The sequence below is a fragment of the Gammaproteobacteria bacterium genome, assembly GCA_016200485.1.
Taxonomy (GTDB): Bacteria; Pseudomonadota; Gammaproteobacteria; order Tenderiales; family Tenderiaceae; genus JACQEP01.
Genome location: JACQEP010000004.1, coordinates 136,566 through 152,553 on the forward strand (window position 1 = coordinate 136,566; position 15,988 = coordinate 152,553).

The window sequence follows — 15,988 nt, forward strand, 5'->3', positions numbered from 1 at the left end:
TCAGAGGCCACTTTAAGTGGCAGCGCAAAAGCGGTTACGCCCTGTTTTTTTGGCGTGGTAAAGTGCTTCGTCTGATTTGACAATCAATTCTTCTGGTTTCTTATCCGCCACAGGCACCATCGTCGCAACGCCGAGACTAATGGTCACGTGATCCGCGGTATCAGAGTGTGCATGAGGCAGATTCATGGTATCGACATTTTCGCGCAACGCCGCCGCAATATTGGCAGCACCTGCTGCATCGGTATCCGGCATCACCACCGCAAATTCTTCACCCCCGTAACGTGCCACCAAATCGGTCGGACGCTTCACCGTCGCCGCCAAGGCGTGTGCCACGCTACGCAAACAAGCGTCTCCGCCCTGATGCCCATAGCCATCGTTGTATTTTTTGAAATGATCAATATCGATCAAGATCAAAGAGAGCGGCTTGCTTTCCCGAGACGCACGCGACCATTCCTTCGAAATAAATCCATCAAAGGTGCGACGATTGGCAATCCCCGTCAGGCCATCCTGCGATGACAATCGCTCCAGTTCGGAATTCTTCACCTCTAATTCTTTTTGCAACTCATGCAAGGCACGATAGGCCTCATCACGCTGCTTTTGCGCCAGAAAACTGCGCGAGTGGGCCCGCACACGGGCAACCACCTCGATTTTGTCAGGAAATTTCACCAAGTAATCGCTAGCGCCTTTTTCAAAAGCCTCACTCTTTACTTTTGGATCCTCTTTACTGGAAAGCACGATCACCGGGATAGCTTTGGTTTTGGGATTGGAACGATAAAACTTCAACAACAACATTCCATCGATATCCGGCATCACCAAATCTTGCAAAATAACCGTCGGCTGGAATTCAATCGCTTGATTCATTGCCTGCGCGGGATCACCGCAATAGTGATAATCGATATCCGTTTCTTCAGCCAACATTCTGCGCAAGGCTTCAGAGATAATTGCCTGGTCATCCACCAACATGACACGCAAACGGGATTCTTCAGCGCTTTCGCCGAATTGCTGTCCCGCCTGCTGACTAGTTTCTTCTTCGCTCATACTCTCATGCCTTGCTGCAGACTCCCACTAAAGTACTGCACAAGTGTTTTACTGATCTCATCGATCGGGAGCACTTCGACGGCCGCATTCAATTGAACCGCTGCCTTGGGCATACCATATACAGCGCAGGTAGCTTCATTTTGGGCGATAGTATGAACCCCTTTGTTACGCAACTGCAATAACCCCTGAGCTCCATCGCGCCCCATCCCCGTTAACAACACCGCAATCAAATCGCCCGTCCAGTACTGCACCAAGCTATTAAAAAACACATCAACGGAAGGGCGATATGGCTGATCGATCGGATCTGGCGTGTACGCCAAAGTACGATCTGCTTTCAAAATCAAGTGATCGTTGTTACCGGCAATCAATACTCTTCCTTTCTTTAAGGTGTCTCCTGCTTGTGCGAGACGCACCTCAAGGCAGCATTGATTATTCAACCATTCCGCCAATTCTTGAGAAAACTTTTGATCCACATGCTGAACAATGACTACTGGTGCCGGAAAATCTGCGGACAATCCAGAAAGAACCTTCGCCAGCGCTTGAGGCCCCCCCGATGATGCACCAATGGCAACCAGTTTTTCATTGCTCGTCATCACCCGCCGAATCGACGACGACATGGGTTGCGCATGGGCTATCACCGTTTTCTGACTCCGGATTAAACGGGCAATGGTGCTGATCTTGCTCAATAATTGTTTTTTTCCCTCGCCTTCACCATCAGCGCCCAGTACTGGCGTGTTGACTGCATCAAGCGCTCCCGCACCCATCGCCTGAAACACCTTCGAGGCATTACCTTCGACTGTCGCCGTGACAACGACAATCGGACAAGGAGTATGCTCCATGATGCGGCGGGTCGCCTCGACACCATCCATCACCGGCATGATCAAATCCATTAGAATCAAGTCTGGCCGTTCTTGAGTGCAGCGCCATACAGATTCAGCACCATCATGGGCAATCCAGGCGACACTGTATTCTGGAACGCTGATTACAACCTGTCGTAGCGCTTCAACCGCCAGAGCAGAATCATTGACTATCCCGATTCTCATACTTCGTCAGCCTTTCCAATTAAATCAACTGCTGCCTGAAGCAGGCCCTGATCATGAAAACTCCCCTTGGTAAGATAATAATCCGCACCTGCCTCAAGCCCTCGCATGCGATCCTCGTCACGATCCTTATAAGAGACCATCATGATGGGAATACTGCGCAGCGTGGGATCCTGTCTCACCGTTTTTACAAGCTCAATACCATTCATACGCGGCATATCGACATCAGTCACCAACATATTGTATTGGCCCATTCGCAATGCATTCAACCCATCCATGCCATCAACGGCAACATCAACGGCGTAACCCGCACTTTCAAGCAGCTTCCTCTCGACTTCGCGCACCGTGATCGAGTCATCCACCACCAGCACGCGCTTACGCGGCAGGTCCTCCACCTGAACAGCATTTACTTTACTGAGCCGCTTGGTCCTCAATACCTTCTCAACCGACCGCAAAAGATCATCGACATCGACAATTAACACTGGCGAACCATCTTCCATTAACGCAGCGGAGCTAATATCCTGAACCTTACCTAACTGTTCTGGCATCACCTGGACCACCAGCTCACGCTCGCCAAGAAATTTTTCAACCACCAATCCGTAATAACCATTGCGTTCATGCAAAACAACGACCGACAATTGACCTTCAAGCTCGACGCTATCTGCCATACCAATAATTTGTGACGCGGAAACCAGCCCTACACTCTTGCCATCCACCGTGAAAAATTGATTGCCTTCGGCCTCCTGGATGATTTCATTTTCAATCCTGAGTATCTTGTCGATCCTGGCCAGAGGAAACGCGTAAGGCTCGCCGGATATTTCCACCAACAATGCCGGGATAACGGACAATGTCAGCGGTAGTTGCATCTGAAAACGCGTACCCTTGCCAAATTCAGTTAACGCACGCACCGTACCCCGCATTTCCTGTACCACGTCATGAACAACATCAAGACCGACACCACGCCCTGATATCTCACTCACGGAATCCTTCGTGCTAAAACTCGGCAAGAACAGAAATTCCAGCAATTCGGTCTCACCCAGCGTTTCCGCCATCGACTCGTCAACCAGTTTTTTTTCCAGCACCTTGCGTCGCAGTCTCTCAAGATCAACACCACGCCCGTCATCGGCAACCACAATCGACAACATTCCTGCATTGTGATATGCACTTAAGGTAATAGTGCCCTTGGCTGGCTTGCCTGCGGCGGCCCGGTCTTCTGCGGAGTCTATACCGTGATCTATTGCGTTTCTTAATAAATGATTGAGTGGCGCCTCAATCTTGTCCAGGATGTCACGATCAACAAGCGTTGTCTCACCTTGAATCACCAACTGCACATCCTTGCCCAGAGAACGCGAAATATCACGCACCATGCGCGGAAATCCATGCACTCCATCACCAAACGGGCGCATTCGGCTTTTCACTACTTCTCTATGCAAACGAGAAGACAAGTTCGTTGAGCGGCGATCATAAGACTCCAGCTCAGCCAGACGATCCGCCATCGTCTCACGACAGAATGACGCCTGCTTCTGAGCACTTCTAGCCAATGTTACCAGCGTGTCACTCCCCCGTTCTCTATCCAGATGCTCCCGCAAACTATCAAGCACACCGATCAAGTCCGTCTGTTGACGTTTTAATCGTTGCAATGAGCTGGCATAAGGATATAACCACCGCGACTCGACCAGCGACTCGCCAGCCAGCCCCATCAAACGATTGAGCTGATCGGCGCTGACGCGCAATACTCTTTCTTTCGGTTGCGCAGTGGATTTGTCCTGCTTCTTCGCCGCCGCCTGTTGTGTTGGCGCGGGCGCCACGACAGTTTCCAACTCCGGCTGAGGCGATGTTACTACTGCCGACGCGGCAGATACGGTTTGCTCTGAAGTGACTGGTGATTTTCCTTCAAATACTGCGCGCAAATTAGCGATCAGCTCATCATAACGCAACTGATTGGCCGCCAACCAACCATTCACTTCTCCCTCAAAGCGGGCGATCTCGGTGATGGTATCCACACCACGCAACAAGACATCGATCTGGTTCCCTCCCAACACCAACGATCCCTTCTGGGCGGCAACAAACACGTCCTCCATGACGTGCGCTAAACTTACGACGGCCTGTAAACCCACTAATCGTGCCGCACCCTTGATGGAATGAGCGGCGCGCATCAATGGCTCCAGTCGCTCGGGCGAGCGTGCATCTTGTTCTAAATCCAGCAAACCTTCATTAAGCACCCTCCCTTGCTGATCAGATTCAACTCTAAATAACTCGAACATGGACATGTCAGCCACATTCATTTCTGGGGCGGCTTGCGACACGGGTGATGAGTGCGCAGGGACATCCTTGGCCAGTGCCGAATGTTGATTTGATTCAACCTCAGCAGCGACCTCAGATTTCAATGATTGAATTGTCTCAAGGTTAGTCAGGACACTAGCATAGTGATCCTGATTGAGTTTCAACCACTCTTCCGGCCCGGCATCAAAGACAGAAATCTGTCCAATCACATCCATGCCTTTTAGCAAGATATCGATCGCATCACTGCTTAATATAAGGCGTCCCTGTTGCGCCGCAACAAGACAATCCTCCATTACATGCGCCAGCTTAACGACGATCGGGATATCCAATAACTTGGCTGCACCCTTGATGGAATGAGCGGCACGCATTGCGGCTTCTAACTGAACACCCGCCGCAGGGTCATTTTCTAAAACCAGAAATGCATCATTCAGCACTGCAGCCTGCTGCTCGACTTCACTCCGATATAAATCCATCATCGATGTATCGACCATAGCGCCTCCTACAATATTCCTCTACCCAGCGCTGAGAACAGGAGTTCTTGATCAAGAATCCCGATATGTTTGTTATCTACCACCAGCATTCCTTTTAGGAAGTGAACTGAGCAATTAAGCGCCGTGGCAGGAGCATCCATCACCGCAGAAACGCCATACCGATGTACCCCCCTCACTTCACTGACCGGAAAAGCATATTTAGAACCCTTTAACGAGATGATCATCAGCCGTTCGTAAATACCTTTAATAACATTAGTGCCCGATATCTCGCCACGCGTAATATTCAATAGGCTCCCCATAGATACACATATCTGCAATTCACCTCGAATTGTCACCAATCCCCGCAAAATTGCACTTTTGCGATGTGGTACTCGGTGAATCTTCCTCATCGGAACCACTTCATCCACCAAAGCTGACGGCATTCCCAGCCACTCATCACCCAATCTGAACAAAATAACAGACGAGGTATTGCGTTCCTTTTGTTTTTGCTCGACAGACAGAAATTCCGCCCATTCCAGCAAGTATCCCTCAGGTGGGGCATTATTTAACAACTGTCGACCTGCCAAAGAAAATACCGGGCAGTTGGCGCAATGAATGTATTGCGTCAACTGCTCACATGAGCGATTGGACTTCGACCAGACGCCAATCCGATTCCAGCAATCATCTATCTTATTCACATCATCGTTCATTTTGTAATTGCATCCCTATGACGCCTTGACCCGTTCCGCTCGCGCCCGGTAATTTTTCGCCCCAGCGGCATTACCTTGTTCCTCTGCAAGGATCGCTAGCTGAACCAGTCCCTCATAATGCCCGGGATCAAGATATATAGTTTTCCGTAACCAATCTTCTGCTCCACGATCATCATCCATAGCCAGCGCAATGACCCCCATTAAATAGTACCCTTTGGGGTCATTCTGATGGTTGCGAATATATTTCAGACACTCATGTTTCGCCTCATCAAGCTCACCAAGATCAGCGAGTGTTTGAATTTTTTGCAGCGGGTCATTAACTTCCAGTTCTGCCAGTATCGTCGTCTTTGAATTTTCATTAGCAATATGAGTAAATTCAGGCGTTGGCAGCGGCTTTGCATCTACCTGCTCGAGCAATGGCTGACGTGGCAACGGCCTTTGCTTACTTGAAAGGAAATCAGAAACGGCACCAGCAACTGATTTCTGATATGCGAACGCCCCAGGATGCCTGACCGGTGAAAACAATCCTTGGGCAATACGTCCGGTTTCGGCATGACCGAGGAACAACAGCCCATCATCCGCCATCAAGCTATACAAATTCTTAATAGCGGTATTTTTTGTATCAACATCAAAATAAATCAGCAAGTTTCGGCAAAAAACAATATTGTAACGACCTGTTTCTGATTTAAATTCCTTATCCAGGATATTTCCATGCCTGAACGTAATGGCACTTTTGACGAACTCCGAAACCACATATTCGCTTCCCACACGCTCCAGGAACGGCGATTCATCTGGATTTGTTTTTCCTCTAAATGAATTTTTTCCATAACAACCGCGGCGCGCCATTTCCAACACTCGAGTATTGACATCAATCGCTTCAATGTGAAATTCATCGACTGTCAGACCGGCCTCAAGTAGAGTTATAGCAATGGAAAACGGCTCCTCCCCTGTAGAACAGGGGATACTGAGTATCTTTAGAACTTCGCCGGGCTTATCCTGTAACCAGACTTGGCTGACATATTCAGTTAACAAAGCGAATGGGATTTGATCGCGAAAAAACCAGGTTTCTGAGACTGTTACTTCATTAATCAGCTGTTGAAGCTCTTCTACCGACGCCACGACTCGATCTAGATATGACTCAACATCACGCTCTCCGCACTCGGTCATACGGGATCTAACAGCGCGCTCAATGGACGACATACCAATTGAATCGGAGATGATTCCAATTCTTTTTTTTATTAAATTGGAAATTGTCTCAAGGGGCATTACCAATCCCCGCCTCATGATTCATCGCCTCATGACTACCACTCACTACAATCTGCAACTCATGAGGCATTAAACGAGCCAAATTAACGATACCTATCATTTCATCCCTATCCAAAATGATTGCATCTACAAATGCGTCCATATTAGAACTGATGCCCGTCGTCAGGGCATCATGCACATCAATTTTTGTTGTTTCGGTTGCACACTCTGCAATCATTCCAACCAACTGACTATGACCCTCCTCGGAATCAAATTGAACCAAAATAATGCGCGTACTCAGCGAGTGACTCGCGGGGTGTTTATGCACCAGCATTGCCAAATCAACCACCGGGACTATCCGTCCACGATAATTGATCAGCCCAGGGATATAATCTGGGACCCTGGGCAATGGCTTAATCGCGATCCTAGGCATAATCTCAACGATGTGAGCAACGTCGAGAGCATATTTCGCATTATCCAGCTTGAACAGCAACACCATCATGGGCGCATGCCCTCTTTAGGTTGCCGTAACCTTGAACTTGGATACCCCGCCCTGCAGTCGATGCGCGGCCTCATTGAGATGCTCAATCGATGCATGTGATTGCCGCAGAGAATCCACAGTTTGTTGTGCCGACTCCGAGAGCTGAATGATCGCATGCTTAATCTGCTCCGCCCCTTGAGACTGGAACTGCATACCCTCATGTACACTCTCGAAACGCGGGGTCAATGCTTGCACCTGCTTGATAATACCCGCCATGCTCGTGCTAATCGTACTGACCTCAGCAACGCTGCGACGCACTTCCTCCGTAAATTTCTCAACGCTCATGACGCCTGCCGTTACTGCCGTCTGCATTTCCTTGACCATTTGTTCGATATCCCAGGTCGCAACGGCTGTCTGGTCCGCCAAACGTCTGATTTCTGTGGCCACCACCGAGAAGCCAAGCCCATATTCTCCGGCCTTTTCGGCCTCGATTGCCGCATTCAACGACAACAAATTGGTTTGATCCGCCACCTTGGTAATCGTGGTGACAACAGTATTAATATTGCTTGCCTTTTCATTCAAGATTTCAAGTTTGGCGGCAATGGCTGATGATGCTTCCATCATTTGGTGCATGGTAGTTTCCATGGCCTTCAACCCAGTTTGCCCACTAGTTGCGGATTCTGCGGTCACCTCTGCCACTTTGGAAACCTCGTCCATAGTATTGACAAGCTCTTTAGCGGTGGCGGATATCTCCGTCGCTGTCGTCACTACCTCATTCACAGTCGCTGCCTGCTCAGCAACAGTCGCCTCCTGTTCCTTGGCGGATGCCGCAATCTGGGTTGCGGACGATGTCACTTGAATACCCGATTGCTGCACCTGTGCCACCAATAGATTGAGGTTATGAATCATGGTCTGCACGCCGCGTGCAAGCTGCCCCAGAGCATCCTCGCCCTCAACATTGATCTTGACTGTCAAATCTCCACTCGCCGCCTTCGTGACGGCTTGCTGGATCATCTCCACCTTGCGTCGCAATTCTTCGACTGCTTTTCTGCGTTCTTCGATGAGATCACGAATATTATTGATCATGCCCTGCAATCCAGAACCCAGCTCGCCAATGGCATCATGCCCGGAGAAGGTTACCTGTCCCGTCATGTCACCACGAGAGGCTTTATTTACCACTTCCAGTAGAATATCCACCTTGTTCCGCAACTCTTGTGCAGCGGCATGTTCTCGTTCTGCGGCGGTATTGATCTTCTCCGACATGGCATTGAATGATTGCCCAAGACGCCCGATCTCATCCTTACTGGTCAATTCGAAACGGACATTAACATCACCTTCCGCACGTCTTGCCACCACATCCATCAAGTGTGCAAATGGCTTTGAAAACCAGCCGCGCAAGAAGATATTGATGACAATAAGGCCGATTACTAAAAACGCAAAATTCGTACCTGCCTCTTCAACCATTTCCGCTTGCAGCTCTTTATCCATGGGGGCTAGCGAATAACTCACTCGAATTCCTCCATTCACCGAGCCTATGGGGACGTTATGACATTGCAGACAATCGACACCACGCGTATTGTGCGTCGGTTTGAATGGCGTCAGCACCGTCAACACCCGTCCCTGCGGCGTCTCTTCTATCACCTTGATCTCTTCACCTTTCAGGACCCGCTGGTCCAACTCATCGCGTGGCTGTTCACTTTCAAAACCAGGTCCAAATTGTTGTTTCACAGGTTCACCACGAATCACGCGCGCCTCGACCACATTGGGACGACGCGCCATTTTCCCTTGCAGGATTTCACGTTGCGACATGGTGCCGGTCAGCATCATGGTATTCAGACCATCGAAATAAAGCGTGGTCATGTCTTCGGTGCGTTCCTTGGCCAGATCAATTGCCCGTTTGCTGTCGGTAATAAAAATATTTATTGTCGACAAGCTAACAACGGTCAAAAATCCTATCCCAACCACCAGATTGATCTTGGTGGGTATTGATAGATCCTTAAAAAACGACCTTTTTGATTGCGCAGTCATAGCTATCCTTTTCTCGATCTGTGTAAATTCCGATACATTGGCTCGAAACCACACATGCTGACGCACGGCATCTCGAACAACGGAAAATCAAACGGCAAATACCCTAAGCTCTGGTGCAGAGAACGGCAAAAAAAGCGAAAACTTTAGTAAAAACGGTGGGGTAAGCACTGCAAATGGCAATGCTGGCGATTCAGGCGCCACCCACCAGCAACAACTGCCCATAGCGCCGCCTTGGCAACAGGCAAAAATCCAGCCACTCCCCCAGGAACTCATTCACTCGGCGTTTTTCCCGTACCTGGAACATATCGGGATTGGGGTAATCATAACGCGCCCTCAGGCGACCACTTTCTTGATAATCAATAACTTCCGCGACTTTAGCATCGTGATAGATACACACCGTCATGGTTAACGGGGGCAAAAATAATGGTAAGGGCTGGGCAAGACTGACCAAGGTGGTGTATTTATGGCGTTCAACCACCTCAACTCTCAGCACTCCAACGTTAGACGCGGGCACCGACGAGACTGCCACCCTCAACTCAGGCAGCAATGTTACTAGCCGTCGAAAATTGCGCTCGTAAATACTCATCGTCGTCCCGTAGCTGCCCTCTTTTACATATTAACCAAAAGGCCTTACTAAGTAATATCGTCTATTACCTAATTGAATTAAGGGTACCGTGACAAAGCATACAATTCCCGGTATAAACTTCGCCATGTCCATGTCTATAGATTCCAACGCTCCTCCAACCGTTCCGCCCGCGGTCCCTAATCCCAACATTCCCCCCGCTACTCACCGCGAACGGGTGGCCTGGTGTTTCTACGATTTTGCTAACTCCGGTTATACCACAGTCATCCTGACGGCCATCTTCAACGCCTATTTCGTTGGCGTGGTAGCCAAGAATTTGGATCAAATACACCCCGGCAGCGCCACTTTATGTTGGACCTTGGGTATGGCTGCCGCCAATGCCTTGGTCCTGCTCAGCGCCCCCGTGTTGGGGGCCATCGCCGACTACTCTGCCTCAAAGAAAAAATTTCTGATGGCGAGTACTATTGGTTGCGTAATCTTTACCGCACTCTTGGCCCTGGTCGGCCCCGGTGACATTGCCCTCGGCCTAATCCTGGTAATCGTGGCCACCGTGATGTTCGCCGCCGGAGAAAATTTTATTGCCTCTTTTCTTCCAGAGTTGGCCACGCCTGAAACCATGGGTAGACTTTCCGGTTACGGCTGGACCACGGGTTACCTGGGCGGACTCTTAACCTTGGGCCTATGCATCCTCTACATACAGAGCATGGAGGCGTCTGGTGCAACCGCCGCCGATTATGTTCCAGGCACCAACCTTATCGTCGCCACCATATTCGCACTCGCCGCCCTGCCCACATTGTTGTTTCTAAAAGAACGCGCCCAACCAAATCAACGATTGAAGTTTAGTGGCTATGTTCGTACCGGCTTCACACGCGTCAGCGAAACCTTGCACCACGCACGCCACTACAAAGATTTGTTTCGCTTTCTCGGCGCCCTCACCATTTATTATTGTGGGATCAACACGGTAATTGTATTGGCGGCTGTTTATGCTCAGGAAGTCATGGGGTTCACCACCCGCGATACTTTGATCTTGATCCTCGTGGTAAACGTCACTGCCGCCGCTGGCGCCTTTGGCTTTGGCCAGATTCAGGATCGCATCGGCTCCAAAACCTGTATCGCGATAACGTTGTGCGTATGGATCGCGGCCATTGTATTGGCCTATCTGGCGCAGAGCGAAACTCAATTTTGGATCGCCGCCAATTTAATCGGTATCGCCCTGGGCGCCAGCCAATCTGCGGGGCGGGCGATGGTTGGGGAGTTTTCGCCACCCAGCCGCAGTGGAGAGTTCTTTGGATTATGGGGATTGGCCGGCAAGCTTGCCGCCATCATCGGACCGCTGACCTATGGCGCCGTCAATTTCCTGTTTAGCGGCAATCACCGGCTGGCGATACTTTCGACACTGCTGTTTTTTATTATGGGATTACTCGTGCTCATGACGGTCAATGAACCCCGTGGCAGAGAAGCTGCCAAGATCGATCGCTGGACATAAATCTGAAACCACCAAGGACACCAAGACTACCAAGGAAATTGAGGGGACAGAAAGTTTTTACCTCATCTTTACGTTTATTGGCGTTTTTTGCGGATAAAAATAACGCTCAACACCAAATCCGCCTCAACCGCTCCCGATTCATTGCCAGCCACTGCAAGGCGATAATCGGTGCAGCGGAGTTCACCTGACCCGCTTCCAGTAATTTCCATGCTTCTGCAAACGGCAAACTAAACACGCGAATATCTTCACCTTCGTGCGCCAGACCGTGCACCCCCCCCACCCTTTCCGCATTCACCTTACCGCAATAAAGCCGGATTGTTTCATCGCAACCGCCGGGACTGGGATACCAGGTATGGAAAATCGGCTCCAGCGCCTCAACCTCGCAACCGGCTTCTTCCAGCGACTCACGCCGTGCCACGGCGGTTGCATCTTCACCAGGTGCGATCATGCCTGCCACAATCTCCGTCAACCATGCTCCACGCGGATGCTCCAAGGCCCCGATCCGAAATTGTTCTATCATCACTACTTCATCTCGCCGCGGATCATACGGCAACATGGCCACCGCATGGCCCCGCGCAAATAATTCCCGGCTGATCGGCTGACAAACACCGCCGGCAAATAGACTGTGTTGCAGACGAAATTTATAAACGCGAAAGAAGCCCTCAAAACACAATGTTTTGGAAATAATGTTTACCTCGGCATTTTTCATAACCACCCCTAACCCAAAAATTCTCTCAGCATTCAACCTTAATCCAAATCACGATAATCGCCAACTGACCAACCTCAGGACAAAGACTGCTTTCGACCCCATAGGATTGAAGTTATTGACGCAGCGGTCGATGTTCTCCTAGGGTGGGTTAAAAACATAATAGATACACAATGGATAAGGAATTTTACCCTGGGTCGGCGTCGCAGAGCGGGAGACTGACATGGCTGCCAAACGAGTTTCGCAAAAAATGCGGCGTCACAAAGAAGAATTAATCGAACCGAACTTTCTGGAACGCGACGGTTCTGACTTAAATCTACCTAGCCGGACGTTGCCCAAGACACTCTTCATCCTGCCGCTGGCTGAACGCCCATTCTTCCCGGCACAAACGCTGCCAATATTAATGAGCGAAGATCCATGGCTGAATACCGTTAAAAAGATCGGCGACACCCCGGCTCAGGTCGGCGGTTTGTTGCTCGTCAAATCCGAAGACGAAATGGATGCCACCCAGGACGACTTCTACCCCATGGGCAGCGTAGTCTATCTCCACCATCCCATGCGTTCTGACGGCAAGCTGCAATTCATCGCCGAAGGTGTGCAGCGCTTCCGCGTCACCAAATGGTTATCCACTAAACCACCCTTTCTGGCCGAAGTGGAATATCCGTCCGAACCCAAACCATCGGGGAACGATGAACTCAAAGCCTACGCTATCGCCATCATCAACACCCTGAAAGAACTGGTGCCGCTCAATCCGCTTTATAGCGAAGAATTAAAATATTTTCTTGATCGCTTCGGCCCGAATGATCCATCACCACTGACCGACTTTGCCGCCGCGCTCACCACCGCCAGCAAGGAAGAATTACAGGAAGTCATGGAGACGATCAACATTCGTCGTCGAATGCAAAAGGTGTTGATCCTGATCAAAAAGGAACTGGATGTCGCCAGACTTCAGGCTCAGATTCGGCAATCAGTTGAGAAAAAAATCACCGAACACCAACGCAAGTTTTTCCTGCGTGAACAATTAAAAGTCATCCAGCAAGAGCTTGGGATTGCCAAAGACGATCGCACCGCTGACCTGGATAAATTCACGGACCGAATAAAGGAACTCAATATCCCTGCTTCCGTTGCCACGCGCATCGAAGAGGAATTGGACAAAATGCGTGTTTTGGACCCGAGCTCACCGGAATATGGCGTCACGCGCAGTTATCTGGATTGGATCACTGTTCTGCCCTGGGGCAAATACTCAAAAGACAAACTGGAACTTAAAGCAGCCCGCAAGATATTGGATGAAGATCATGATGGTCTGGCCGATGTCAAAGACCGCATTATCGAATTTCTTGCCGTCGGTTCACTGAAAGGCGAAGTCGCGGGTTCGATACTTTTACTGGTCGGCCCGCCGGGTGTCGGCAAGACCTCCATCGGCCGTTCCATCGCCCGCACGCTCGGCCGCCAGTTCTACCGTTTCTCGGTCGGTGGCATGCGTGATGAGGCCGAAATCAAAGGCCATCGTCGCACCTACATTGGCGCCATGCCCGGCAAGGTCGTGCAGGCAATGAAAGAAGTTGGCACTGCCAACCCGATCATCATGCTCGATGAGATCGATAAGATCGGCAGCTCTTATCGTGGCGATCCCGCCTCAGCATTGCTGGAAGTACTCGACCCGGAGCAAAACAGCGATTTTCTCGATCACTATCTGGATGTGCGCCTGGATTTATCAAAGGTCTTGTTCATTTGCACCGCTAACCAACTCGACACCATTCCCGGCCCACTGCTCGATCGCATGGAAATCATTCGCCTGGCAGGTTACATTGCCGAAGAAAAGGTAGAGATAGCCAAACACCATCTCTGGCCACGGCAATTGAAAAAGGCTGGCGTCAAACCCAGTCGTCTCAAGATCAGTGATTCCGCATTGCGGCTCTTAATTGAAGGTTATGCCCGTGAGGCAGGGGTACGAAATCTTGAAAAACAACTCGGTCGCATCGTGCGCAAGACCGTGGTACAAATCGTCAGCAAACCGCGCAGTCGCAAGGTCATCAATGTCGGTCCCAAAAATGTCGAAACCTATTTGGGCCGCCCCTTCTATCATCGTGATCGTCTACCCACCGGCGTCGGCATCGTCGCAGGTTTGGCGTGGACCACCCTCGGCGGCGTCACGCTCACCATCGAAGCCAACTGCGTGCACACCAAAAATCGTGGTTTCAAGCTCACGGGGCAGTTAGGCGATGTCATGCGCGAATCAGCTGAAATTGCCTATAGTTACATCAGTGCAAACTTAAAGAACTTCGCGCCCAACGCCACGTTCTTCGACAACGCCTTCGTTCACGTCCATGTCCCGGAAGGTGCCACCCCCAAGGATGGCCCCTCTGCGGGCATCACTATGGCCACCGCCCTGTTATCGCTGGCACGCGGTGAAAAAATCCCACGCCCGATTGCCATGACCGGCGAACTGACACTCACGGGTCATGTTCTCGTAATCGGTGGTGTGCGCGAAAAGCTGATCGCCGCGCGTCGCGCCAATCTTCTGGAAGTCATTCTGCCGGAGGCCAATCGCGGTGATTTTGAGTCTTTGCCCGAACACATCACCAAAGGTATGACGGCCCACTTTGTCACCCACTACAAACAGGTCGCAGAAATTATTTTTGGCGGCTAATCATGAATCGCCCCACATGGACTCCGCCAACACATTACCGTTAATGGCAACAAGTTGAATTCACGCACATCCCTCTGTTATATCTGATAACGGTTCATGGCCGGATAGGCAAACGTGATGATGCGGGTACGTGAAATGAGTCTTGCACAATTGGACTACTGGGTTGCCAGGGTCCAGAATATCCAGGTTACCGTTGCCCAGAACGGCGATGGACTACTTTACACCCCGCACCCATCGCTCGCCCCCAGACAATGGGCCCCCACCCGCTACTGGTCGCAAGGCGGCCCGATCATCGAACAATCGCATATTGATCTAAACTGGGATTGGGAACACTCTCAGGAATGGACGGCCTCCCTGGAACCGGACATCAATGCCCAAGGTAAATCCGTGCTTGAGGCCGCCATGTGCGCTTATATCGTCGCCAAATTGGGCGAAAATATCGATAACCAATAAGGCCCAGTGATGAACTTCCCAGCCGGTAAAGAAATCTACCGTATCCAGTCTGAGCAACAAACCATCATCGTCTCTCAAGATAAGGATCTACGTCTGCTGCGCGTCGATACACAGACGGTACAAAGCGCCATGTCATTACAGGCGCCTCACAAGCTAATCCTGTCCTACATGGAATTGATGATGTCGTTTTTATTGTTTCAACGACGCCCAGGCAAAATGCTGATGCTCGGCCTGGGGGGAGGCGACATGGTGCGTTATTTACATCACATTCTGCCCAAGACCTCATTACAGATTGTAGAATCCGATTCGGCAATGATACATGTGTGTCAGGAATATTTTTTATTACCCAAGGCCCGCAATATCGAAATCACTGCCCATCCCGCGGAACAATTCATGGCGCGAAGCCGCCACAAATACGATACATTACTCGTCGATATCTATAGCCACATCGGGACCACATCCCCGCTGTTGCTCGACGCCCGTTTCTATGAACTTTGCCACATGCGACTCCGCAACGACGGGGTCATGGTCATGAATCTGATCGCGGAGAATGCCGATCAGTTTCGTCATGTCTTGTGGGAGATACGTCAGTGCTTTGAACGCCAGACCTTATGTCTGACCGTCGCCGGTCATAACAATGTCATCATTATCGCGTTCAAACAAAAACCAGCCCTGCTTACACAACCAGCGCTGTTGAAGAAAGCACGCAAACTAAGCACCGACTACGGCCTGGATTTCAGTGCCGTCGTCGGCAATCTCTTCGTCACCAATCCATTGGCAAATGGCGAATTGATCTTGGGATAGGCCTTGTCACC

13 protein-coding genes are annotated in these 15,988 nt (G+C 50.4%); 4 read left to right on the top strand and 9 right to left on the bottom strand.

Translation table 11 applies throughout. The annotated features are described in order from the left end of the window. Positions 1-12: 12 nt before the first annotated feature. The 8 genes from HY272_01260 to HY272_01295 form a co-directional block, all read right to left on the bottom strand. A complete protein-coding gene (locus tag HY272_01260; protein ID MBI3771323.1) occupies positions 13-1,038 on the bottom strand; it encodes a diguanylate cyclase in 1,026 nt (341 codons plus the stop codon). Next, positions 1,035-2,081 carry a chemotaxis response regulator protein-glutamate methylesterase gene (locus HY272_01265; GenBank protein MBI3771324.1) on the bottom strand — a complete coding sequence of 349 codons (1,047 nt, stop codon included), beginning with the start codon at positions 2,079-2,081 and terminating at the stop codon, positions 1,035-1,037. Before HY272_01265 ends, HY272_01260 begins: the two co-directional genes overlap by 4 nt. Next, positions 2,078-4,852, bottom strand: coding sequence for a hybrid sensor histidine kinase/response regulator (locus HY272_01270; protein MBI3771325.1), 2,775 nt, complete (start codon positions 4,850-4,852; stop codon positions 2,078-2,080). Before HY272_01270 ends, HY272_01265 begins: the two co-directional genes overlap by 4 nt. An 8-nt stretch (positions 4,853-4,860) precedes the next feature. Beyond that, positions 4,861-5,541 carry a purine-binding chemotaxis protein CheW gene (locus HY272_01275; GenBank protein ID MBI3771326.1) on the bottom strand — a complete coding sequence of 227 codons (681 nt, stop codon included), beginning with the start codon at positions 5,539-5,541 and terminating at the stop codon, positions 4,861-4,863. 15 nt (positions 5,542-5,556) lie between these two features. After that, complete coding sequence (locus HY272_01280; protein MBI3771327.1) at positions 5,557-6,807, bottom strand: hypothetical protein; 1,251 nt, start codon at positions 6,805-6,807, stop codon at positions 5,557-5,559. Further along, on the bottom strand, positions 6,797-7,288 hold the full coding sequence (locus HY272_01285; GenBank protein ID MBI3771328.1) for a purine-binding chemotaxis protein CheW: 492 nt from the start codon (positions 7,286-7,288) through the stop codon (positions 6,797-6,799). The genes HY272_01280 and HY272_01285 overlap by 11 nt, the downstream gene beginning before the upstream one ends. 15 nt (positions 7,289-7,303) lie before the next feature. Continuing rightward, on the bottom strand, positions 7,304-8,629 hold the full coding sequence (locus HY272_01290) for a methyl-accepting chemotaxis protein (protein MBI3771329.1): 1,326 nt from the start codon (positions 8,627-8,629) through the stop codon (positions 7,304-7,306). Between the two features lie 856 nt (positions 8,630-9,485). Then, on the bottom strand, positions 9,486-9,881 hold the full coding sequence (locus HY272_01295; protein ID MBI3771330.1) for a DUF1249 domain-containing protein: 396 nt from the start codon (positions 9,879-9,881) through the stop codon (positions 9,486-9,488). A gap of 130 nt (positions 9,882-10,011) precedes the next feature. Here HY272_01295 and HY272_01300 point away from each other — a divergent pair, with 130 nt between their 5' ends. After that, a complete protein-coding gene (locus tag HY272_01300) occupies positions 10,012-11,364 on the top strand; it encodes an MFS transporter (protein ID MBI3771331.1) in 1,353 nt (450 codons plus the stop codon). A gap of 106 nt (positions 11,365-11,470) precedes the next feature. Here HY272_01300 and HY272_01305 read toward each other — a convergent pair whose 3' ends face one another. Further along, entirely contained in the window at positions 11,471-12,073 is a 603-nt protein-coding gene (locus HY272_01305; protein ID MBI3771332.1) for an NUDIX domain-containing protein, read from the bottom strand. Between the two features lie 247 nt (positions 12,074-12,320). Between HY272_01305 and lon the strand changes: the two genes are divergently transcribed. The 3 genes from lon (at position 12,321) to HY272_01320 (ending at position 15,977) form a co-directional block, all read left to right on the top strand. Then, the gene (gene lon / locus HY272_01310; protein MBI3771333.1) at positions 12,321-14,720 is read left to right on the top strand and encodes an endopeptidase La; all 2,400 of its coding nucleotides are present in this window, start codon (positions 12,321-12,323) and stop codon (positions 14,718-14,720) included. Between the two features lie 117 nt (positions 14,721-14,837). Continuing rightward, positions 14,838-15,173 carry a DUF2591 family protein gene (locus tag HY272_01315; protein MBI3771334.1) on the top strand — a complete coding sequence of 112 codons (336 nt, stop codon included), beginning with the start codon at positions 14,838-14,840 and terminating at the stop codon, positions 15,171-15,173. A gap of 9 nt (positions 15,174-15,182) precedes the next feature. Next, the gene (locus tag HY272_01320; protein MBI3771335.1) at positions 15,183-15,977 is read left to right on the top strand and encodes a fused MFS/spermidine synthase; all 795 of its coding nucleotides are present in this window, start codon (positions 15,183-15,185) and stop codon (positions 15,975-15,977) included. Positions 15,978-15,988: the final 11 nt, after the last annotated feature.